The organism is Kribbella pittospori (assembly GCF_004331465.1).
In the GTDB taxonomy this organism is placed as follows: domain Bacteria; phylum Actinomycetota; class Actinomycetes; order Propionibacteriales; family Kribbellaceae; genus Kribbella; species Kribbella pittospori.
Genome location: NZ_SJKB01000003.1, coordinates 578,682 through 600,384 on the forward strand (window position 1 = coordinate 578,682; position 21,703 = coordinate 600,384).

Annotated in this window: 18 protein-coding genes; 6 read left to right on the forward strand and 12 right to left on the reverse strand. The window is 67.8% G+C overall.

Annotated elements, in window-relative coordinates:
- Positions 1–8: 8 nt before the first annotated feature.
- The 4 genes from E0H73_RS13035 to E0H73_RS13050 all read right to left on the reverse strand — a co-directional run bounded on the left by E0H73_RS13035 (position 9) and on the right by E0H73_RS13050 (position 3,058).
- On the reverse strand, positions 9–452 hold the full coding sequence (locus tag E0H73_RS13035) for a DUF7144 family membrane protein (RefSeq protein WP_131354313.1): 444 nt from the start codon (positions 450–452) through the stop codon (positions 9–11).
- Positions 453–604: 152 nt separating this feature from the next.
- Entirely contained in the window at positions 605–1,429 is an 825-nt protein-coding gene (locus E0H73_RS13040; RefSeq protein WP_131354315.1) for a bestrophin-like domain, read from the reverse strand.
- 6 nt (positions 1,430–1,435) lie between these two features.
- The gene (locus E0H73_RS13045) at positions 1,436–2,746 is read right to left on the reverse strand and encodes a hypothetical protein (protein WP_131354317.1); all 1,311 of its coding nucleotides are present in this window, start codon (positions 2,744–2,746) and stop codon (positions 1,436–1,438) included.
- 12 nt (positions 2,747–2,758) lie between these two features.
- Positions 2,759–3,058, reverse strand: a complete 300-nt coding sequence (locus E0H73_RS13050; protein ID WP_131354320.1) for a hypothetical protein — start codon at positions 3,056–3,058, stop codon at positions 2,759–2,761.
- Positions 3,059–3,274: 216 nt separating this feature from the next.
- On the opposite strand from E0H73_RS13050, the gene E0H73_RS13055 reads away from it, so the two are divergent.
- The 3 genes from E0H73_RS13055 to E0H73_RS13065 are packed head-to-tail and all read left to right on the forward strand — an operon-like array spanning position 3,275 to position 6,144.
- On the forward strand, positions 3,275–3,775 hold the full coding sequence (locus E0H73_RS13055) for a DUF1269 domain-containing protein (protein WP_131354323.1): 501 nt from the start codon (positions 3,275–3,277) through the stop codon (positions 3,773–3,775).
- 14 nt (positions 3,776–3,789) lie between these two features.
- Positions 3,790–4,269: a hypothetical protein gene (locus tag E0H73_RS13060; RefSeq protein ID WP_131354326.1), complete on the forward strand. Its 480-nt coding sequence runs from the start codon at positions 3,790–3,792 to the stop codon at positions 4,267–4,269.
- A 27-nt stretch (positions 4,270–4,296) separates the two neighbouring features.
- Complete coding sequence (locus tag E0H73_RS13065) at positions 4,297–6,144, forward strand: glycoside hydrolase family 15 protein (RefSeq protein ID WP_131354329.1); 1,848 nt, start codon at positions 4,297–4,299, stop codon at positions 6,142–6,144.
- 30 nt (positions 6,145–6,174) lie between these two features.
- On the opposite strand, the gene E0H73_RS13070 is transcribed toward E0H73_RS13065, so the two are convergent.
- The 6 genes from E0H73_RS13070 to E0H73_RS13095 all read right to left on the reverse strand — a co-directional run bounded on the left by E0H73_RS13070 (position 6,175) and on the right by E0H73_RS13095 (position 17,344).
- Positions 6,175–8,529, reverse strand: a complete 2,355-nt coding sequence (locus E0H73_RS13070) for an arylsulfatase (protein WP_131354334.1) — start codon at positions 8,527–8,529, stop codon at positions 6,175–6,177.
- A 93-nt stretch (positions 8,530–8,622) separates the two neighbouring features.
- Complete coding sequence (locus E0H73_RS13075; RefSeq protein ID WP_238163970.1) at positions 8,623–10,395, reverse strand: SulP family inorganic anion transporter; 1,773 nt, start codon at positions 10,393–10,395, stop codon at positions 8,623–8,625.
- Between the two features lie 20 nt (positions 10,396–10,415).
- On the reverse strand, positions 10,416–11,345 hold the full coding sequence (locus E0H73_RS13080) for a polyphosphate kinase 2 family protein (RefSeq protein WP_131354337.1): 930 nt from the start codon (positions 11,343–11,345) through the stop codon (positions 10,416–10,418).
- Positions 11,342–14,149 carry a cation-translocating P-type ATPase gene (locus tag E0H73_RS13085; RefSeq protein ID WP_131354340.1) on the reverse strand — a complete coding sequence of 936 codons (2,808 nt, stop codon included), beginning with the start codon at positions 14,147–14,149 and terminating at the stop codon, positions 11,342–11,344. The genes E0H73_RS13080 and E0H73_RS13085 overlap by 4 nt, the downstream gene beginning before the upstream one ends.
- Entirely contained in the window at positions 14,146–15,843 is a 1,698-nt protein-coding gene (locus E0H73_RS13090) for a SulP family inorganic anion transporter (RefSeq protein ID WP_131354343.1), read from the reverse strand. Before E0H73_RS13090 ends, E0H73_RS13085 begins: the two co-directional genes overlap by 4 nt.
- A gap of 13 nt (positions 15,844–15,856) precedes the next feature.
- The gene (locus E0H73_RS13095; protein WP_131354346.1) at positions 15,857–17,344 is read right to left on the reverse strand and encodes a DUF2252 domain-containing protein; all 1,488 of its coding nucleotides are present in this window, start codon (positions 17,342–17,344) and stop codon (positions 15,857–15,859) included.
- Between the two features lie 229 nt (positions 17,345–17,573).
- Between E0H73_RS13095 and E0H73_RS13100 the strand changes: the two genes are divergently transcribed.
- Genes E0H73_RS13100 through E0H73_RS13110 form a run of 3 tightly spaced genes read left to right on the forward strand, consistent with a single transcriptional unit; the run spans position 17,574 to position 19,902 of the window.
- On the forward strand, positions 17,574–18,860 hold the full coding sequence (locus tag E0H73_RS13100; protein WP_131354349.1) for a diacylglycerol/lipid kinase family protein: 1,287 nt from the start codon (positions 17,574–17,576) through the stop codon (positions 18,858–18,860).
- A complete protein-coding gene (locus E0H73_RS13105; RefSeq protein WP_165555631.1) occupies positions 18,857–19,441 on the forward strand; it encodes a phosphatase PAP2 family protein in 585 nt (194 codons plus the stop codon). The genes E0H73_RS13100 and E0H73_RS13105 overlap by 4 nt, the downstream gene beginning before the upstream one ends.
- Complete coding sequence (locus tag E0H73_RS13110; protein WP_131354356.1) at positions 19,438–19,902, forward strand: DUF6069 family protein; 465 nt, start codon at positions 19,438–19,440, stop codon at positions 19,900–19,902. Before E0H73_RS13105 ends, E0H73_RS13110 begins: the two co-directional genes overlap by 4 nt.
- Positions 19,903–19,911: 9 nt before the next feature.
- Here the strand turns inward: E0H73_RS13110 and E0H73_RS13115 are convergent, their stop codons facing one another.
- Together E0H73_RS13115 and E0H73_RS13120 are read right to left on the reverse strand one after the other, a co-directional pair.
- Complete coding sequence (locus E0H73_RS13115; RefSeq protein ID WP_131354359.1) at positions 19,912–20,526, reverse strand: hypothetical protein; 615 nt, start codon at positions 20,524–20,526, stop codon at positions 19,912–19,914.
- Between the two features lie 10 nt (positions 20,527–20,536).
- A complete protein-coding gene (locus E0H73_RS13120; RefSeq protein ID WP_202867353.1) occupies positions 20,537–21,631 on the reverse strand; it encodes an AI-2E family transporter in 1,095 nt (364 codons plus the stop codon).
- Positions 21,632–21,703 lie beyond the last annotated feature (72 nt).

The following is a 21,703-nucleotide window of genomic DNA, read 5'->3' on the forward strand; positions in this document are numbered from 1 at the left end:
ATCAGCCGTCAGGCTCTGGCATCGTGCAGATCGCGACCGTGGACGGCCAGCGCCCAGATGACGAAGATGTCGATGGCGATGATGGTCAGCGCCCAGAACGGGTAGTACGGGATGAAGGTGAAGTTGGCCAGCGCACTCAGCACGGCCAGGATGATGCCCACGACCCGCGCCCACGTCTGACCCGCCATGACCGCGAAACCGGCCAGCAGCACGGCGATGCCGAACAGCAGGTGGATCCAGCCCCACGCGGTCGCGTCGAACTGGAACAGGTAGTTGCGGGTGGCTACGTAGAACTCGTTCTCGAAGAGCGCCACCAGACCGGAGAAGGCCTGGAAGCCCCCGGCCATCACCATCATGACGCCGGCGAACAGGGTGAAGCCGACCGCCCAGCCGCTGACTTCGTGTGACTCGCTCGCGCCTTCGTACTGCGATGCTGCAGCCCCTTGTGCCACTGTCGTTCACTCCTTTGTGCATGTCGTGATCGAACGTTCCGCCGCAGCGGAGATGGCACCAGGCTGACCCAGCACCCCGGCCGCGGCATCATCCCCAGGGGAGGAGCGAGCACAGAGTTGCTCGCTGTCCGTGGGTCGCGGAGCACCGCTCGTCAGCGGCGGTTGCCGTCGTTGTCACACGGAGGGGTGACGTCGAGGCCGATCAGCTTGACCTGGGTGTCGATCAGGCCGATGGTTCGCTCCATCGCCGTCGGTTGCAGCCGTCCCACCCCGGCGCCGTGCGGATGGTCGAAGAACACCAGCAGGAACAGCATGAGGGAGATCACCACCGTCACGCTGCCCATCAGGACGGCCTGCGTCAGCGCGCGCTCGGCCGGGTCGGCGAAGAACAGCAGGTACACGAAGATCACCGCGGAGATCACCGACAGGACCAGCCACAAGGGCGTCGGGATGATCCCCTCCGCGCCGTGCACCCGGTCGATGCGCGCCTGTTCCCGGTCAGCGGTCTGGTCCATCCACCGGTCGTACGCCGACTGCTCGACCGCGGTGCGTGGATCGGCGGTCGAGATCGTCCGAAACATCTCCACGCCCCACGGATTGATGGAGTTCCCGAGCGTGCCGGTGTTCAACGCGTTCCACTCGACGCCGACGACGGACCGTGCGTAGCAGGTCAGCTCCCCGCTGAGCTCCGTACGGGCGTTGCCGGGCAGGAACTGCGCCGTCTGGAGCTGCTGCGCCACGATCGTCGCCTCGGACTCGGCGCCGGCCCGCGACTGGTCGTACGACGTGAACGACAAGAAGATGATGAAGCCGAGCAGCACGGAGAACCCGGTGGCCAGCACACCGAAGACACCGGAGGCGCGGTCACCGTCACTGAAGTAGCTGCCCTGCGGCGCCCGCCTGCGCACGAAGAGCATTGCGGTGACGGTGACCGCAGTCGCGAGGACCGTGACCACCAGGGCCCAGACGATGTTCATGCGTCGCTAGTTCGCGGTTCCAGGTACGGCTTCGGCCTCGGCCGGTGGGACAGGGCGAGAGGTCGTCGCCGCCCGGCCGGCGCCGACCAGGACCTGCACGACGATCAGCAACAAGGCCACGAGTGCGAGCGACCAGAACAGCCGGGACGTCGAGATGTTGTTGCCCCACAGCAGTACGACGGCGCCCAGGAAGCCGATGGCCACACGCAGCCACCGGGCGTTGACCGCGACCCAGCGGCCCGCGCTGCCGACCGGGCCGTCGGCCAGGGCTCCGCCGATACCTTCCAAACCGTCGCGGATGGCACTGCGGACGGCAGTGCCGGACTTGTTGGGTCCCGCGAACCAGCCGATCACGATGATGACCAGGCCCAGCCGGAAGAACACCTGCCGGCCACGCTCGAGGTAGGACAGCAGTTGGTCGTAGAAGACCGCGCTCGCCGGACCGAACGTCGTACCCGACAAGGCGTCGATGAACAGCTGCCGTCCGATGGTCAGCGCCAGCGCGATCAGCAGCGCGTTCCCCGCCAGCAGCGCCCCGATGATCACCGTCGTCCGCGGACGCCGGCGCGAGAGCACCAGAGCGAGCAGATAGAGCGCCGCCACCACCACGATCAGCCACTGGGCCACCGGGTTCGCGAACGCGTAGATCGTCCGGAGTTGCTTCACCTGAGGTGCCTCCACCAACACGATCTGCCTGTCGACGTCGGGGATGGGCACGTTCTGCAGGATGGTGAGTCCCCGGTCGACCAGGCGTTGCTTGACCTGGTCGATGACCTGGGAGACATCTAGGACGATCTGGTCACCCTGCAGCGAGACGGCGCCGGTCTGATCACCCTTCAGCACGCGCTGGAGGGTCTGCTGGGCTCTGGTGTTGGCGGCCGTCCAGAGGTCGGCGAAGGCGTCCGACGCGATGAACTCCCGGACCTGGCGGTCGATCAGGCTGTTGATCGCGCCGGACAGCGGTCCGACCAGTCGCTGCAGCCGCGGCCGGTCGGTGATGACACCGGCGAACACGTCGTTCAGGAGCGCCTCGATGTCGACCTGGTCCTGGATCGTGTCGGTGACCTTCGTGGCGATGGCGTTCTGCACCTCTGGCGAGTCCACCAGCGGGCCGACCGTGTTCACGTAGCGTGTCGTGTCGTTCAGCGTGCGTTGTCCCCAGTACGCGATCGCCGCCGGCGTCGTCAGCAACGCCGCCAGCACCAGGCAGACGATCACCGCGGCCGAACGCCCCCTCGATGGCCGCTTCGTCTCGGGCGCCTCGGCGGGCACGCTGCTCTCTGGACCACCGGACAGGGTGGAGTCTGGGACAGACATGCCTGCGCCTCCTCACGCCTGGGCAGTACCTGGGTAGCCGGGGGCCTGGCGGCGCTGGGTCCAGCCGGCGCCCCAGTGCGCGACGTCGAGGAGCCCGGCGAGGACGATCCAGAACCAGTCGAAGCCGTTCAGGCCGCCGCCGGTGTAGAGGATGACGTACATCAGCGTCGCGAACGGAAGGAAGATGAGGCCGAGCAGCGGCCAGATCCACGAGTCGAAGGCGGCGTCCACCAGCCTGGGGCGCGCTATCCAGACGATCAACAGGCCGAGGCGCGGAAAGATCCCGGCGAACAAGGCGAAGAAACACCCCATGTCTGTCCTTTCGCGCACTCGGTCGACTTGGATCGTTGCGCGCGGGGCCGACGCTGAGCATCATCCGCGCGGGGTGAATCGACCCAGGGCGGCGCACCGCTCACCGCGGACCTAGTCCGCCGGGGGTGAGGCTTTCCGCCGGGGCCGGAGGAATGGTGAGGACGACAGGTACGTCGGACCGCGCGGTTGCGGTCGCCCGATCCAGAGGAGAGACCCGTGGGATCTGACAAGAACGCCCCAGTCGATCTGTACATCGCCGCGTACACGAACTCGGAGGCGGCGCAAGGCGACTGGGACGCCATCAAGCAAGCCGCTTCGGACGATGTGATCAAGGTCGACGGACTGGTCCTGGTCAGCCGCGGCATGGACGGCAAGATCAACGTCGACGACGATTTCCACACGGCGGTGAAGGGTGCGGCGTGGGGCGCGGTCGGAGGCGCGGTGCTCGGCCTCATCTTCCCGCCCAGCCTGCTGGCGAGCGCCGTGGTCGGTGCGGGTGCGGGCCTCGGTATCGGTGGCCTCAAGTCCCACCGGGAGAAGAAGGCGATCAAGGCCGACCTCGAGGACACCCTGCCGCTCAACAGTTCGGGCATCGTGGCACTCTTCGAAGAGACCTGGGTCCCCGATGTCGACAAGGCGCTGTCGCATGCGGACAAGGTGACCAAGCACGAGGTCGACGCGGACAGTGCGACGGAGGTCAAGGAGGCCGCCAAGTAGTCGCGAGCAAAGCCATGCTGAGAACCGACGTGCGTCGATGCGTCGTCGCGGCGCTGGCGACCGTTGCCCTGCTCGTCGTACCGACGGCGTGCAGTGACAGCTCGACACAGGGCACGACTGCTCCGTCACCGAGTGCGGCGCCGCAGGCAACGGGGGAGCCGACGGCGGACTGCGCTGCGGCGACGGCTCTGAAGTCGTCGCTGGACACCCTCAGGAATGTGCAGCCGTTGCAGGACGGTCTCACCGCGCTGAACACCGCGATGGCCGGCGTCAAGACCAGCCTGGACGCCGCGGTGGCCTCGGCATCGGCTGCACTGCAGCCCGCTGTAGAGGGTGTGAAGACGGCGTTCTCAGGGTTGGAGACCGCGGCCAGTGGCCTGACCGCGGACAACCTCAGGCAGAAGGCTCCGGCGATCCGTACGGCGCTCACCCAAGTCGGCACCGCCGCTTCGTCGTTCGCCACAACGCTGAAACAGAGCTGCCCGGCCGGCTGAGCGTCGGTAATCACAAGGAGCGCTGCCATGAAGGACTACCCGTTGATCGCCGATCACGGCCTGATCGGGGACCTGCAGACCGCCGCCCTCGTCAGCACCGACGGCTCGATCGACTGGTTCTGCGCACCCCGCTTCGACTCGCCGAGTGTGTTCGGGGCGCTGCTGGATCACGAGAAGGGCGGCCACCTGCGGATCCGCCCGGCGCACGGCACCTTCGAGACCAAGCAGCTGTACTTCCCGGACACGGCGATCCTGATCACCAGGTTCCTGACCGAGGCCGGCGTCGGTGAGGTGATCGACTTCATGCCGGCGACGAGCAGTACGCACGCGACCCTGAACCACCGGATCGTGCGGCTGGTGCGCTGCGTCCGTGGCCGGATGACGTTCGACGTGGACATCGCGCCGCGGTTCGACTACGGACGCAAGCCCCATGTTTGGCACCCGACCGAGCACGGGGGTGTCTACGTGAGCGACGGCGAGACGCTGACCTTCCACATCGTGAGGGAGCCCGACGACGAGCATCTCGGGCAGGCACGGGTGGACGACACCGGCGATGTCCAGTTCTCGATCACCCTCGAGGCCGGCCAGGTGCGCGGCCTGATGCTCGAGACGGCGGCCGACGGCCCGCCACGGGAGATCCGGGTCGCCGAGGCACAACGGCTGTTCGACGAGACGGCCGCGTTCTGGCGGACCTGGTTGGCACAGTCCACCTACACCGGTCGCTGGCGCGAGATGCTCCAGCGGTCGGCGATCACGCTGAAGCTGATGACCTACGCGCCGACCGGAGGCCTGGTGGCCGCGCCGACGACCGCGCTGCCGGAGCAGATCGGCGGCGAGCGCAACTGGGACTACCGCTACACCTGGGTCCGGGACGCGTCCTTCTCCATCTACGCCCTGCTGCGGATGGGGTTCACCGAGGAGGCCACGGCCTTCAGCGGCTGGCTGCGGGACCGCGTGCAGGAGAAGGTCGGCGGGGACGGCGGACCGCTGAACATCATGTATCGCGTCGACGGCTCCTCCGATCTCATTGAGGAGACCCTCGAGCACTGGGAGGGGTATCGCGGCTCCCGCCCGGTGCACATCGGCAACGGTGCCGCCGGCCAGCTGCAGCTGGACATCTACGGCGAGGCGCTGGACAGCATGTACTTCGGCGACCAGCGCGGGCTGACGATCGGTCACGAGGGCTGGATCGCGGTCCGGGATCTGCTCGACTGGCTGACCGACAACTGGGACCAGCCCGAGGAAGGCATCTGGGAGACCCGGGGCGGACGCAAGGATTTCACCTACGGCCGGGTCATGTGCTGGACCGCGTTCGACCGGGCAATCCGGATCGCCACCCACCGGTCCCGCCCCGGGCCGCTGGATCGGTGGGTCCGTGCCCGGGACGCCATCTACGAGCAGGTCATGTCCCGTGGCTTCGACCCGGAACGCCGTGCCTTCGTGCAGCAGTACGGCAGCAAGGTGCTCGACTCGTCGCTGCTGCGCATGCCGACGGTGGGGTTCGTCGCACCGCAGGATCCGATGTGGCTGTCGACGTTGCGGGCGATGGACTCCGAACTGGTCACCGACAGCCTCGTCTACCGCTACAACCCGGAGGCCTCACCGGACGGACTCCGCGGGTCGGAGGGCACGTTCTCGCTCTGCACGTTCATGTACGTCGACGCGCTCGGCAAGGCCGGCCGGATCGACGATGCACGGCTCACCTTCGAGAAGATGCTCACCTATGCCAACCACCTCGGCCTGTACTCCGAGGAGATCGCCCTGACCGGCGAGCAGATCGGCAACTTCCCGCAGGCGTTCACCCACCTCGCGCTGATCGACGCAGCCATGACCCTGGACGCCCAGCTCGACCGAAAGCAGCCCCCAGCGAGCTGAGGGCTGCTTCGGCAGGGCTAGTGGCGTCTCCTACTCGCGCATCAGCATCAGCGCGGCTTCGCGTTCGAGATCCAGGTACGGATCGCCGCTGACGTCGACCGCCACCCGGTTGATCGTGCCGCCGGCGAAGCGGTGCGGCGGCGCACCCGGGTAGTCGTCGGTGATCGGCTCGCCGCTGTGCCTGCCGACGTACAGACCCGCGCCGGCGATGGCGAAGGCTCCGAGCTGGGTCTTGATGCGTCCCTCGCCGACCTTCTCCTTGCCGTGGTAGAGCGAGAGGGTGCCGGTCGCGCCGTCGGGATCCATCCCTTGTTTCTCGAACGAGGCGGACAGGATCAGGTTCTCACCCGTCGGGATGTCCTTCGTCCCGACGATCTGCTGTTCGATCGCGCCGACGAAACTGTTCACGTAGTGCAGCCGGTTGTCCTTCACGTACAGCGCATGGCCGCCGAACCTGGCGCCGATCGCGAACAGCACGCCTTCGGCGCCCGGGGCCGGGATGTCGACCAGCGCGCCGATCGTGAAGGAGCGGTTGCGGGTGTTGACCGATTGCCACTCCGAGACCGGGGCAGTGTCCGGGTAGTACACGTAGCGGTCCTTCGCCGCGGTCAGCTGGGGCCGGGGTGTGGTGAGGATCTCCACCGCGGAGCGGTCGTCGAGTGGGAAGGCCTTGTTCCGGCCGGCCTCGGAGTACCAGAGGTTCACCAGTTCGCGCAGTCTGTCCGGCTGCTCCGCCGCGAGGTTCCTGGTCTCCGACCGGTCGACGTCGACGTGGTACAACTCCCATTCGTCGGAGTTGAAGTCGCCCCAGCCGGCGATGGTCGGGTGCGTGGTGACCGCCTTCCAGCCCTCGTGGTAGATCGCGCGGGATCCCAGCATCGAGTAGAACTGCGTCTTTCGTCCGGAGTCGGCGGTCGCGTCGTCGACGCTGGCCCGCATGCTGATCCCGTCGATCGCGGACTGGGTGTGTCCCTTGATCGCCTCCGGGACCTCGACGCCCAGGACGTCGAGAATCGTCGGGACGATGTCGATCGCGTGGTGGTACTGGTGCCGGAGCTCTCCGCGCGCCGCCGCACCCGCGGGCCACGAGATGATGCAGGGGTCCGAGGTGCCACCGCTGAACTCGTACCGCTTCCACATCTTGAACGGCGTGTTGAACGCCATCGCCCAGCCGTTCGCGTAATGGTTGTACGTCTTCGTGCCACCCAGGTCGTCGAGCTTGGCCAGGTTCTCCGCCAGGTCGTCGGCGATCCCGTTGGCGAACTTCATCTCGTTGACCGAGCCGTTCGCGCCGCCTTCGCCGCTCGCACCGTTGTCGGACACGACCACGACGAGGGTGTTGTCCAGCTGCTCGGTCTGCTCCAGGTAGCTGAGCAACCGGCCGATGTGGTGGTCGGCGTGGGCGAGGAATCCGGCGTACACCTCGGCCATCCGGGCGAAGAGGCGCCGCTCGTCGGCGTTCAGCGTGTCCCATGGACGGGTGTAGTCCAGCGCCGGGAAGGGCTGGTGGTCCGGGCCGCTGCGCGACTCGGGGGTGCCGATCGGATTCACCGGCGGCAGCTCGGTGTCGTCCGGCACCAGACCGAGTTTCTTCTGCCGCGCCAGGGTCTCTTCCCGCAGCGCCTCGTACCCCTGGTCGAAGCGGCCCGCGAACTTCTCGATCCATTCCTTCGGCGCGTGGTGCGGCGCGTGGCAGGCACCGGGTGCGTAGTACAGGAAGAATGGCTTGTCCGGAGCGATCGCCTTGGCGTCCTTGATGAACTCGACGGCCTTGTCGGTGATGTCGTCGGTGAAGTGGTAACCGTCCTCGGGCGAGCGTGGCTGATCGACCGGGTGGTTGTCGTAGACCAGGTCGGGATACCACTGGTTCGTCTCGGCGCCGAGGAACCCGTACCACCGTTCGAAGCCGCGGCCGGTCGGCCAGTTGCGACGGGTCGACGCGAGGTTCATCTCGTCGGTCGGGCACAGGTGCCACTTGCCCACCATGTAGGTGTTCCAGCCGCGCTCGCCGAGGATCTCCGACAGCATGCCGTTCTCCGGCGGGATCGTCCCGCTCGCGTTCGGGAACCCGATCGCCGCCTCGGTGATGCACGCCATGCTGTTGCGGGTGTGGTTGCGGCCGGTGAGCAGACACGACCGGGTCGGCGAGCACAACGCTGTCGTGTGCCACTGGGTGAAGCGCACCCCGCGAGCGGCGATCGCGTCGATGTTGGGCGTCTCGATCGGGCCGCCGTAGCAGCTCAGGGCCGAGTAGCCGACATCGTCCAGGACGATGTAGACGACGTTCGGCGCGCCTTCTGGTGCCCTTGGCGGTTCGAACGGCGACCAATCCGGTTCGGAGTCGCGAATATCGACATTGATCGATCCTCGGAACTGCACAGGCATGACGTCGTCCTCTTCTCGCTGATGGCTGCTTCCTTCAGCCGAGTTTTCGTCAAGCCCCGATCCCGAGTCGTCACCCCGACCGGATGAACGGGCTCACCGCCGGGAGCCCTCGTCGTCAGCCTCCTGCTGCGGACGGCGCCAGCTTGCGCCGGTCTGCTGGACGTACGCCGCGACCGCCGCGTCGAGCGTCGGGTGGAAGTGCGCCGGGTTGATCGTGCGGGTGAGTTCGTACCTTTCAATCTTCTCCCGCACCGGATCCTTCATCTCCGCGAAGACCAGGGACACCCCGCGCGCGTTGAGCCAGGCGTCCAGCTCCTGCAGCATGTCGGACGCCGTGGTGTCGACGTCGGTGATCGGCTCGGCGGCGACGATGATCCATTGCAGGCTGGGATCGTCCGTCGCGATCTCCCGCACCTTGTCGCTGAACATCCGAGCGTTCGCGAAGATCAGGGGCGCGTCGAAGCGGTAGACGACCAGACCACGCAGGAGTTCCGCGTCGGGGTAGCTCTCGGTGTCGTGCAGGCCCGCGACGCCCTCCACCCGGCCGAGCTCGGCCGTGTGCGGCCACCAGGTGCGGCGGAAGACGTTAAGGATGGACAGGCCCACGGCGACGAGAATGCCGGGTAGTACGCCCAGGAAGGCCACGCCGAGCAGCGCGATGATCGACAGCCCGAACTCCGTCCGGCGCTGGTGCCACAGCCGGCGTGTGCCGGCGATGTCGGCCAGCGACAGCGCCGCGGCGATGACGATCGCGCCCAAGGTCGGCTGCGGTACGTACTGCATCAGCGAGGTGGCGAAGACCAGGACCACGGTGATCATGCCGGCGCCGACGATGCCGGTCACCTGGGACCGGGAGCCGGCCTGCTCGGCGACGGCGGTGCGGGACCCGCTGGTGCTGACCGGGAAGCCCTGGAAGAAGCCGGCCGCGATGTTGGCGGCACCAATGCCGACCATCTCCTGGTTCCCGCGCACCCGCTCGCCTCTGCGGGCGGCGAACGCCGACGCGGTGGACATCGTGTCCGCGAGCGCGACGACGGCGATGGCGAACGCACCGATGAGCAACGGCGGCAGATCGTCCCAGCTGACCGCGGGGATCGTGAACGGCGGGAAACCCTGGGGGAGTACGCCGACGGTGTCGACGTCCTTGGACTCCAGGTCGAACGCGCCGACCACAACGGCGGCCAGCACCACGACGATGAGCACGCTCGGCAGTTTGGGCATGAACCGATTGAGCAGCAGGATGCCGGCCAGCGACGCCACCCCGATGACCGCGGCCGTCGCGTTCGCATCGCCGTCCGCGAGCCCGGAGAAGAACGCCTTCGCCTCGGCCACCAGCCCGTCGGCATCGACCGAGAACCCGAACAGCTTGGCCAGCTGACCGATCACGATGGTCAGCGCGAGCCCGTTCATGTAGCCGATCTGGGTCGGCTTCGACAGCAGGTCCGCCACGAACCCGAACCGGGCCAGCCCGGCGACCGTCATCACGACGCCGACGATCACCGCCAGCATCGACGCCAGCGCGACGGCCCGGGCGGGGTCGCCGTTGGCGAGCAGGAGTGGCGCGATCGTTGCCGCGATCATCGGTCCCAACGACGAGTCGGGACCGAGCACCAGTACTCTGGACGGCCCGAAGACGGCGTACCCGAGAAGGCAGAGAATCGAGGTGTAGAGCCCGGTCACCGCGGGCAGGCCGGCCAGCTCGGCGTACGCCATCCCCTGCGGCACCAGCAGCGCGGACAGGACCAGGCCGGCGACGATGTCTTTGGGCAGCCACGCCCGCTCGTAGATCCTGGCCAACCCGACACCGGGCACGTACTCCTGCCACCCGGGCGGATGGATCGCCGGTTGCTTGCCGTCGTCGGCCACGTTCGTCGTACCCCCTCGGCCTACTGAGCCTCGAACGGATCGGCCGCCGCGCCCTCGGGCGCCTGTGCCTCGAGGTCGCGCTTGATCTCCAACAGCGCCTGGCGTGCCTTCTTGCCGACCTTCGGATAGCGGGGATCGATCTCGATCAGCGTGTTGGCGATCACCGCGCCCGCGGCGATGCGCGCGTACCACTTGCGGTCGGCGGGGATCACGTACCACGGCGCCCATTCGGTGCTGGTCCTGGACAGCATCGCCGAGAACGCGCGCTGGTAGTCGTCCCAGTAGTCCCGCTCGCGGATGTCGGCCGCGGAGAACTTCCAGTTGTGGTCGCGAAGGTCGATCCGGCGCAGGAAGCGGCTGCGCTGCTCCTCCTTGGACAGGTTCAGGAAGAGCTTCACGACCTTGATGCCGTTGTCGTTGAGGGTCCGCTCCCACTCGTTGATCTCGCGATAGCGCCGTTTCCACAGTCCCTGGCGGGACCCGCGCGGGAGTTTCTGACGATCGAGGAGTTGTTGGTGCACGCGGACCACCAGCACTTCCTCGTAGTGCGAGCGGTTGAAGATGCCGATCTGACCGCGAGCCGGTAAGCGCAGCCCGTAGCGCCAGAGATAGTCGTGATCAAGCTCCTCGCTGGAGGGGACCTTGAAGCTGCTCACGGCCACACCCTGCGGGTTCACTCCGGTCATGACATGGCGGATGGTGCCGTCCTTCCCGCCGGCGTCGAGTGCCTGCAGCACCACCAGCACACCGTGGGTGTGCTGCGCGTACAGCCGCGACTGGTACTCGGCCAACAGGTCGATGCCCTGGTCCAGCAGTTGGCGGCCGCGCTTCTTCGAACTGATCGTGCCTCTGAAGTCCGGCTCGAAGTCCTTGGCCAGGCTGACCTTCGAGCCCGGTTCGACCCGGAACGGCGCGATGAAGTCGGCGATCCGCTGCTCGCGAGATGTCATCGGCTGTCTCCTGCCTCTGCGGTCGCCGGCGCGCTCCAGGCACGCGCCGGCGCGACGGCGTGGTCCGGCCTGAGCGCCGTACGTTGCTGCTGCCCGCGCCTCCTGACCACCTTGCCCACCTCGACGACGATCGGGAGCAGCGCGGCCAGTCCGATGCAGGTGAGCCACTGACGCGGAGAGAGTGAGACGGTGAGCAGTCCGCTCTGGAGCGTCGGGAGCTGGGTCGCCAGGAAGAGCAGCACAATGGGGATCAGGCCGATCAATGCGGCCTTCAGGATCGGTGGGGTGAGACCGCTGGTCGGGTCGCGTCGGTTGACCACGGCGTTGAACGTGGTCCCCAGCCCCATTACCACGAAGGTCATCGTCATCGACACGGTGCCTTGCGACGTACTCGGGTCGTCCGGGCCCGCGACCAGGGGCAGCAGGGCGGCGACGAACAGCACCAGGGCATAGCAGATCCACATGATCACGGCGCTCCGGTTCGTAATCGGTACGCCGGCATCGCGCGGCGGACGATGCATGACGTCGGGATCACCGGGGTCGACGGCGATGATCACGACCCCGACGGCCGTCGCGAAGAACAACAGGTACAGCACCATCGACGGAGTCATCGCCACGCCGTCGTTGATGTCGAACACGGTGGCGGCGAGGAAGAGGAAGACCAGCGACAGCAGTTGCGTCATCTGGTAGCGCACGTACGAGACGACCTTGTCGTAGACGCGCCGCCCGATCTCCACGGCGTGCACGAGGGTGCCGAAGTTGTCGTCGGTGAGCACCATCCGCGCGGCCTGCTTGGTGACCTCGCTGCCGCTTCCCATCGCCACTCCGATGTCGGCCTGCTTGAGGGCGGCCGCATCGTTGACGGCGTCGCCGGTCATCGCGACGATCAGGCCTTGCTCCTGCATGACCCGGGCGAGCCGCAGCTTGTCCTCGGGGGTGACCCGTCCGAACACATGCAACTCGGGCATGTGCTGCTTCAGTTGCTCGTCGGTGAGCGCGACGAGTTCCGTGCCGCTGATCGCTCCGGGACCAAGGCCCAGATCCTCGCCGATGGCCTGGGCCGTGACCGCATGGTCACCGGTGATCATGCGTACGTCGATCCCGGCGGTGAGCGCCGTACGGACCGCACTCTTCGCCTCCGTGCGCAGGGGGTCGATGATTCCGGCCAACCCAACGAACGACAACTCTTTGGTCAAGGACATGGGATCGTCGGTCATCGCCGTCAGCTCGTGATCGGCCACCAGACGGGCCGCGAACGCGAGGATGCGCAAACCCTTGCGCCCCATCCGTTCGTTGGCCTCGGCGATGCCGTCCTTCAACTCCGCGATCGGGACCTGCGAACCGCTGAGCGGTCCGCCCGCCTGGGTGCAGCGCGCGAGGACGACGTCCGGCGCGCCCTTGACCAGTTCGATGACGTTCTCGACGCCGTCGAGCGTCGCCCGGTGGAACGTCGCCATGAACTTGTACTCGGAATCGAACGGGACCTCCGACAGTCGCGGATAGGCACGCCGGGTCTCCTCCGCATCGATGCCGAGCTTCGCGGCCAGCACGACCAGCGCGGCCTCGGTCGGGTCGCCGATCACCGACCCGTCGTCGCCGACAACCGCGTCGCTGTCCAGCGCCAGTCCGAGGCCGAGACGGGTGAAGTCGGGCACCGGAGTCCCGGCCACCGAACGGATCGCGCCGCTCTTGCGGTATCCCTCTCCGTCGACGGTGAACCACGTCCCGTTCGCGTACAGCGTCGAGACCATCATCTGGTTCAGCGTCAACGTCCCCGTCTTGTCGGTGTTGATCGCGCTCGTCGCACCGAGCGTCTCGACGTCGGTGAGGTTCTTCACCACGGCCTTCGCGTCGGCCAACTGCCTCGCGCCGAGCGAGAGCAGGCCCGAGACGAACGCCGGCATGCCGGTCGGGATCGCGGAGATCGCCATCGCGATGCCGAGCAGCAGCAGGTCCTTGGCCGGCGTCCCACGGATCAGGCCGACCACGACGATCACCGCCACCGACCCCCAGGCAACCAGCCCGAGCACCTTCGTCAGCGAGTCCAGCTCCCGCTGGAGCGGTGACCGGGTGCGCGTCACCGAGGTGAGCATCGTCGCGATCCGGCCCATCTGGGTCTTCATCCCGGTCGCGGTGATCACGATCGTTCCCGTGCCCCTGGTCACCGAGGTGCTCTGGAACAACATATTGGTCTGGTCGCCCAGACCAACGTCGGTGGAGTCCAGCTCACCGGCGCCCTTGGCGATCGGCGCACTCTCGCCGGTGAGCGCGGCCTCCTGCGCCTCGAGTGTCGCGGACCGGACGATGCGGCCGTCGGCGGGCACGATGTCTCCCGCCTCGACCTGGACGATGTCGCCCGGAACCACCTGGGTGGCGGCGATCATCTCCACCTCGCCGTCGCGGACAACCCGCGCCTGCGGTATCTGCAGGTTGGACAGCGCATCGACGCTGGCCCGTGCCGTCAGCTCCTGGCGCGTGCCCAGTCCGATGTTCAGCAGGATGAGCAAGGCAACGATGATGCCGGTCGAGAGTTCCCCGATCAGCAGGCTGACGACCACGACGGCGACCAGCATGAGGTTCATCGGGTCGCGCAGTTGCTGGGCGGCGACTGCCCACGCCGACGGCGGCTTCTCCGCGGCGATCTCGTTCGGACCGTACGACGACAGCCGGCTCGTTGCCTCAGGCCCCGAAAGGCCCGCATCGGCATCGGACCCGGCCGCGGCGACCACGTCCTCCGCCGCGAGGGTGTACGGCGGTCGCTCGACTCCGGTCACCGAAGACGCTGCCATGCCGGTCTCGCTCATGAGTCTGTCCTCGTCTCCATCGCAGCTGTGTCGGCCTGGTAGGCGCGGAAGGCGTCCTCGAGCGTCGGGAAGACGTTGTCCTCGCCGATCGTGTCCAGCGTCCCGTACGCCCGCAGCGTCGCAAGCAGTTGAATATCCGGCTGGACCAGCACGAAGCGAGCGTTGCGGGCCCGGCTGTACTTGACGAGATTGGCCAGGGTCACGCCCGCCGAGTAGTCGATGTCATCGATCCCGCCGCAGTCCAGCGCCACCCAGCGGACCGGGTCCGGAGCCGCGGAGATCACCGACTCGAGGTGGTCGGCGAAGCGGTTGGCGTTGGCGAAGAAGAGTTCCGCGTCGTAGCGGAAGACGACGAGCCCGGGCAGACTCTGCGCTCCTGGCACGGCCGGCTGATAGGTCGGTTCGCCGGCCTCGTCCTGGCCGATGACGAAGTCGCCCGGTGTGTACTGCCGCCGGACCACGTCGAGCAGCGACAGCACGATGGCGAGGATGATGCCCTGCTCGACGCCGACGGCGAAGACCGTGATCGCCGTGATCAGAGCCACGATGAACTCGTCCTGGCGGCGCCTCCACAGTCGCTTCAGTCCGGGCAGGTCGATCAGGCTGACGCCGATCAGGAACACGATCCCGGCGAGCACGGCCTTGGGCATGTCGGCCAGCAGCCCGGTGAAGAACAAGGTGAACAGCAGTGCGACCGCCGCCATCGTCAGGTTGGCGAGCTGGGTGCGGCCCTTCTGCTCGTCGAGGATCTCCGTCTTGGTCGGGCTGCCGTTGACCACGAAGGTGCCGCTGAGGCCGGCGGCGAGGCTGGCGCCGCTGAGTCCCACGATGTCGCGGTTGATGTCGACTGCATCTCCGTGCTTGAACGCGAAGCTGCGGGAGGTGGCGGCGCTCTGGGCGATGATGAGCACGACGCAGGACAGCGCGGTCGGCAGCACCTTGGTCACATCCGACCAGGAGATGCCCGACGGAAGGCCGAGCGGCGGGAATCCGCCCTTCACGGCGCCCACCACGGCCACGTCGTGCGTACTCGCGTCGGTCACGGCGGAGATCGCCGTCAGCAGTACGACGGCAACGATGGCACCGGGGACGACCGGGAGGAACCGCTTGAAGACGACGATGGTCACGATCGTGGCCAGCCCGAAGGCGAACGTGCCGACACTGATCGAGGACAGTGAGCTGATCCAGTGCCACTGCTGTTCGAACCAGTTGCCGCTGCCCTTGGAGACACCGAGCAGGTCCGGAATCTGGCCGGACAGCACCTGGATGCCGACGCCGGTGAGGAAGCCGATCAGTACGGACGCGCTCAGGAAGTCGCCGATGAACCCCAGCCGCAGCAGGCGCGCCAGGATCAGCAGGACACCGCAGACCAGCGCCGTCAGGCTGGTGAACGCCAGCCAGTCGGGCGATCCGGGCGTGACTCCGGCGATGCCGAGGCCGGTGAGGCCTGCCGCGAGTACGGCGGCGGTGGCCGAGTCCGCACCCACGACGAGCAGCCGCGAGGAGCCCAGCAGGGCGAACAGGATGGTGGGGAAGATGATGGTGTACAGCCCGGTGACGATCGGCGTACCGGCGATGGACGTGTAGCCCATCACCTCGGGGATCGCCACCGCGGACAGTGTCAGACCGGCAATGATGTCGCGAGCGAGCCAGGCTCGCTGGTAGCCACTCAGGGCCTCGGGAACCAGTTTCATCCGTCGTCCCGGGTCAGACTTGTGGGGTGGCTTCGATCCGGTGCGTGCTGATGGCGTTGGTGAACTCCGCGAAGTCCCGGTCGTTCTGCTCGGCGTACCGCTCGGAGAAGTCGGTGATCGACTTGTCGAACGCATCGTCGTCGCCGAGATAGGCAGCAATGGAGACCGCGTCACCCGATCGTGCGTGCGCACGGGCCAGGGTCCATCCGCACGTCCGGGCGTAGAAGGCCATCGTCGCCGGCGCCATCAGTTCCACCAGCGCGGAACCCTTCATGTCGCGCAGTTGGCGCCAGTAGAAGTAGCGGTCTGCCTGCACGCCTTTGGACCAGCCGAGGAAGATGTCGCTGCTGGCCTGCATCAGTCGCTGGCCCTGGACCACTCGCTCGCCCGGTTGCCTGTAGGTGCTCTTGGGCAACGGTCCTTCGAGCACCGACGTGGTGGCTTCCTTGACTTGGAGGAACAGCGGGTCGCCGCGGTCCCGGCCCTGCAGCAAGACGATGAACGCCCGGGTTCCGACACTGCCGACGCCGACGACCTTCCGGGCCCAGTCGACGACCTCGAAGCGCTCGAGGAGTTGCCGGACATCGGGCCGAAGGGTGGAACGGTAGTCGCGGAACAGGGTGAAGACGACGTCTTCGAGATCTCCGGGCTCGATGCCGTACGCATGGTGGAGCTCGCGCGCGGGGACGATCACCGGCGGGACACTGGTGATGCGGTAGCGGCCGTCGACCTCTTCGCTGAGTTTGGTCAGCGCCTGATCGCTGGTGCGGGAGTGCGCCTTCTTCGCGTTCTTCTCGAACCGCTTGGTCGCCTCTTTCCGCTCCTTCGACGTCATGCTGGTCGTACCCTCGGCCGTGTCGGTGTCCTTGCGCTTGTGCTTGCCTTTGCCCTTGCCGTCGGTAGCGGACAGGAAATCGGTCACCGACTGCCTGATCTGGTCCTCGGAGGTGTGGGCGTACCACACGTCGAGGGTTTTCATCGAGGCGAACTGGGCCATCGTCTCCCGGTAGGTCGTGACGGCGTCCTTCGTGATCGCACGAGCGTCCGACTTCGAGAAGCCGTTGTTGTAGGCGGCCACCATCAGACTCGCCGCCAGCCGTTTCACGTCGTACTCGAAGGGGCCCGGAAGGGTCTCGTCGAAGTCGTTGATGTCGAACAGCAGGATCCGCTCCGGCGAGGCGTAGACGCCGAAGTTCGACAGGTGGGCGTCCCCGCACAGCTGGACGGTGAGACCCGACGTCGGTGTCTCGGCAAGGTCCGCGGCCATGATCTTGGCGGCACCGCGGTAGAACGTGAACGGTGAAGCCATCATCCGGCCGTGCCGGACCGGGACCAGGTCCGCGTCACGCCGGACGTTCTGCTCCTCGATCAGCGCCACCGGGTCCGGCCGGTCCGCGGCGGGCTTCCACCCGGCGTGACTGTCCGGATGCGCTCGCTCGCGCGCTTCCAGACCGCGTGCGCTGCGCTCGTCGAGAGTCAGATGTACAACTTTCGTCGCCATGATCGGCCGCCCTCCGGGTCCCATCCTGCGATGGGAGTACGTCGCCGACGATTCAGCAGAACCCGGGTCGCCACATCACCCCTGAGGGAGGATCAGGCCCCGCGCGTGGCCCTCACGATCATCCGGCGTGTGGGATGCCGCCGTGGTGGAGGCCGCACAGGATGGGCATGGCGTCGGGGCCTCGGCGCCGGAGCGGAGAGGCTGAGGGCGGGCCGATGGGGTGGAATTCGTGAGGCGGCGGATTGCGGCCGTTGTGGCGCTGTTGGTAGGAGCGGCAACGGTCGTCCTTGCGGTCGTGGTCGCGGTGAGTCAGTTCCCGCGTGGGCTTGCTGTGCTGGCCTGTGTCGTGATCGCTGCTGTCGCAGCCTGGTACGGCGTATTGCGGAGAGGGATCGCGCGCGTCGTCGGCCTGGCCGTGGCCGGGCTGGCGCTTGCCGGTGTGGTGGTCCTCGTTGTCGTGGGCGGAAGCTTCGGCGTCGATCTGATCGTCGTGGTGGGGCTCCTGGTCACTCTTGCTGCGACCCGGGCCGCCTTCACCTCCCACGTGGATCTGCCGCGCGTGCCACCCCCGCAGCATCCGGTGCTGTTCTTCAATCCGAAGTCCGGTGGGGGAAAGGCAGAACGCTTCGCGGTCGCCAAGGAGGCGCGCGACCGCGGGATCGAGCCGATCGAGCTGAAGCTGGGGGACGAGCTCGAAACCCTGGTCCGCGACGCGGTCGCCCGGGGCGCCGACGGTATCGCGATGGCCGGCGGGGACGGATCGCAGGCGATCGTCGCCGCGATCGCCGCCGAACTCTCGTTGCCCTATGCCTGCATCCCCGCCGGCACGCGCAACCACTTCGCGCTCGACCTCGGGGTCGACCGTGACGATGTGGTCGGCGCGCTGGACGCGTTCGTCAACGGCGGCGAGCGGCTGGTGGACCTCGCCGAGGTCAACGGCCGGGTGTTCGTCAACAACGTGTCGCTCGGCCTGTACGCCGAGGCGGTGCAGCGCACCGGCTATCGCGCTGCCAAGATCCGGACCATCCTCGACACCGTCCCGGACGCGCTCGGCTCCGGTGGCAGCGAACTCGACATGCGATGGACCGGGCCGGGCGGCCACGCGCACCGCGGGGGAGCGGCCGTGCTCGTGTCCAACAACCGTTACCGCCTCGGGCGTGCGGTCGGTTCCGGCACCCGGCCGCGTATCGACGACGGCCTGCTCGGCATCACCGTGATGGGGGCGCCCGCAGAGGCCGGTCAACGGCACCTCGAGCGTCCTTGGCGCGAGTGGTCGGCGCCGTCGTTCGAGGTCGATGCCGATCGCCCACTGCCGGCCGGTGTCGATGGGGAAGCGCTCGTCCTCGACGCACCGCTGCGGTTCCGGATCAGGCCCGGAGTACTGCGGGTCCGCATCGCGCCCCAGCACCCGGGCTCATCGCCGTCCGCGCTTGCTCCCGAGGGTCTCCGCGACGGCTTGGCCGCGCTTTGGCACATCGCCCTCGGCTCGGACCGCAAAGCTGCAACATCGCCGTGACCGACTCACAGCACCGGCTCTCCGGCTATGACCGTGCCGCCTACCGAGCGGTGGCGCGGCTGTCGACGCCGGCCTTGGACGAGCCGCTCAGACGGGTGTCCCATCTCGCCAACTTCTCCAAGCTGTGGTTCCTGGTGGCCGGTGCCCTTGCGCTGTCCGGCGGTCCGCGGGGCCGGCGCGCCGCGGTGACGGGGCTCGCCGCGATCGGGGCAACGTCCCTCGTGGTGAACCAGCCGCTCAAGAAGTTCGCGGGTGAACGGCTCCGGCCCGACCGCGCCGGCCACGGCGTTCCGATGGAACGGTGGGTGCCGATGCCCACCTCGGGATCCTTTCCGTCCGGACACTCCGCGTCCGCCGCGGCCTTCGCGGTTGCCGCCGGCGGCGTTGTGCCCGAAGTCCGGCCGGCGTTGCGGGTGATGGCGTCGGTCATCGCGTTCTCGCGGGTGTACACGGGCGTGCACTATCCGAGCGACGTTCTGGTCGGGGTGACCGTAGGAGCGCTGTTCGGGCGGTTGACCGGGCGGCTGGTGCGCCGGCGCTGGCCACCATCGCAGCCGAACGACAAGGAGCACACGTCATGACAGTTCAGCCCCAGCCCGCGCAAGGCGATGCGAACGTGGTCGCAGCCGGCCGGCTGTGGGCCGGCGGCGCGGCCACCGCGGTCGTCGCCGCACTGATCGCGATTGTCGGCATCCTGCTGGCTCGCGGCGTCTTCGACGTACCCGTCCTCGCACCCGAAGGCGAGGGCACCTGGGGAGACGCGGACACGGGCAGATACGCGTTGTACTGCGCTCTCGCGGCGCTGATCGCCACCGGTCTCATGCATCTGTTGCTGGTCTCCACACCCCGGCCCCAGCAGTTCTTCAACTGGATCATGGGACTGGCAACCGTCGCGGCAGCGGTCGCCCCATTCGCCACCAACGGGTCGACGGAGTCGAAGGTCGCCACCGCGGTGATCAACCTCGCCGTCGGGATCGCCATCACTACCCTGGTGAACGGAGCAGCGCGGGTGGCGAGACGAGAAGCCCGCACCGGTCGGTAGACGCTGACGTCAGGGTTTGCGGACAGCTGTTGCCTGCCGCCGCGGCCAGCGGGCGCGGCGGCTCTGGGCGCGGACCAGGAACTCGCCCAGCTGATAGTGCGGGTCGGACGAGGTGGCGAGCGACTCGGGCGCGCCGAAGGAGACGTCGGAGATGGTGAGCCGCGAACCTCGACTCAGTGCATCGTGATAGCCCACCAGCCGGCCGTCCACGCGAAGGTAGGTCTTGCCGCTGGTGTGCCAGTCGAATCTCAGTTCGGCGAGGTGCGTCCGGGGATTCGGCAGCTGGCCGATGTCGTGCCAGGTCCGGTGCAGCCGGACCCGGACCAGGGCCTGGGACGTGGTCAACGGTTCGAGACCCAGGGTGAATTCGTCACCGACGCGAAGGATGGGTAGCGATGAGGTGACGGTCGGCCCTGGGTGCTTGATCCGCACCAGGCAGCTGACCCCGATCACCTCGAGCAGGGGAGCGTCGAGGACATAGTGGAGCGTGCGACCTGGTGCGATCAGCACGGTGCCTTCGGACGGGCTCAGCGCCAGCGAGCTCGGCGACAGTGTGCCGGGCAGGCCTTGGAAGGACCGGATGTTGTGATCCGGGAAGTCGTGCAGCAACACCGAGCGCCACATGGCGATCTCCTCAACCGACCGGCTCGGCGGCGACGTCGCCCGGGGGGAGCTCCGCAGGTTTGGCCGGTGGCGCGTCTCCTGGGAGCTGGCCGCCGGAGATGAGGTCGCTGATCCAGCGGGTGGAGCGGTCGGCGTCGAGGAGCAGGGCTTTGACCAGGAGCGACAGCGGAATCGCCAGCACGGCGCCCAGTGGGCCGAGCAGCCAGGCCCAGAAGACCAGAGACAGGAAGGTCAGGGTCGTGGACAGCCCGACCGCGTCGCCGACGACCTTCGGCTGGATGAGTGACTGGATGATGAAGTTGATCACGCTGTAGGCCAGGATCACCCAGAGCATCGTCGCCCACCCGCTGTCGAGGAGTCCCAGCAACGCGGGCGGGATCACCCCGATGAAGAACCCGATGTTGGGGATGTAGTTGGTGATGAGGGCGACCAGCCCCCACAGCCACGGCAGCGGGATGTCCAGCAGGTACAGGACCCCGACGTCGAACAATGCCACGATCAGTCCGAAGACGGTGGAGACGATCAGGTAGCGCGTCGTACTCCGCGCGAAGCCGGACAGGGCGGAGGTGACGTCCGGCCTGGCCCGCGCCGCCTCGCGCAGGCGGTCCGGGAAGTGGGCGGCGTCGATGCCCATGAAGAACAGGACGGCGATGATGAAGGCGAGATCCCCGAAGACCCCGAGGAGTCCGCCCAGCCAGCTTTGCAGAAGGTCGAACAACTTCCCGAGATCGAACTTCTGCAGAGCAGCCTCGAGTTGCTCCTGGCCGATGCCGTGGTCGGCCAGCCAGCCGCGGACATCCGCGACCAGCTCGGCGAACTTGTCCTGATAGGCGGGCAGCAGGCCGGCGAGCTTGGCGAGCGACAACGCCAGCGCCGCCGCGACTGCCAGCAAGAAGGCGTTCACGACCACGAGCGCGATCAGCGCGGCGAGCCACACCCTCATGCCGCGCCTGATCAGCAGCCGGCGCAGTGGACTCACCGCGATCGTGAGGACGAGCGCGAGGAAGGTCGGCCCGATGATCTCGGCGAAGCTGCGCACCCCGGCAGCTGTCAGGACCGCGGCTCCGGTACCGAGGAGGACGACGACCCCGCGTGGCAGGCCCACGGGGGGAGGTGATGCGCCGGCTGCCGGAACCCGGCCGTCGGGGGAGTCCGTGGGGCCTGCGGACATCGTCGC

Coding starts and splice junctions, on each gene's coding strand:
- E0H73_RS13040 (WP_131354315.1), bottom strand. CDS start 1,429: ATGAACATCGTCTGGGCCCTGGTGGTCACGGTCCTCGCGACTGCGGTC.
- E0H73_RS13045 (WP_131354317.1), bottom strand. CDS start 2,746: ATGTCTGTCCCAGACTCCACCCTGTCCGGTGGTCCAGAGAGCAGCGTG.
- E0H73_RS13050 (WP_131354320.1), bottom strand. CDS start 3,058: ATGGGGTGTTTCTTCGCCTTGTTCGCCGGGATCTTTCCGCGCCTCGGC.
- E0H73_RS13060 (WP_131354326.1), top strand. CDS start 3,790: ATGCTGAGAACCGACGTGCGTCGATGCGTCGTCGCGGCGCTGGCGACC.
- E0H73_RS13065 (WP_131354329.1), top strand. CDS start 4,297: ATGAAGGACTACCCGTTGATCGCCGATCACGGCCTGATCGGGGACCTG.
- E0H73_RS13070 (WP_131354334.1), bottom strand. CDS start 8,529: ATGCCTGTGCAGTTCCGAGGATCGATCAATGTCGATATTCGCGACTCC.
- E0H73_RS13080 (WP_131354337.1), bottom strand. CDS start 11,345: ATGACATCTCGCGAGCAGCGGATCGCCGACTTCATCGCGCCGTTCCGG.
- E0H73_RS13085 (WP_131354340.1), bottom strand. CDS start 14,149: ATGAGCGAGACCGGCATGGCAGCGTCTTCGGTGACCGGAGTCGAGCGA.
- E0H73_RS13090 (WP_131354343.1), bottom strand. CDS start 15,843: ATGAAACTGGTTCCCGAGGCCCTGAGTGGCTACCAGCGAGCCTGGCTC.
- E0H73_RS13095 (WP_131354346.1), bottom strand. CDS start 17,344: ATGGCGACGAAAGTTGTACATCTGACTCTCGACGAGCGCAGCGCACGC.
- E0H73_RS13110 (WP_131354356.1), top strand. CDS start 19,438: ATGACAGTTCAGCCCCAGCCCGCGCAAGGCGATGCGAACGTGGTCGCA.
- E0H73_RS13115 (WP_131354359.1), bottom strand. CDS start 20,526: ATGTGGCGCTCGGTGTTGCTGCACGACTTCCCGGATCACAACATCCGG.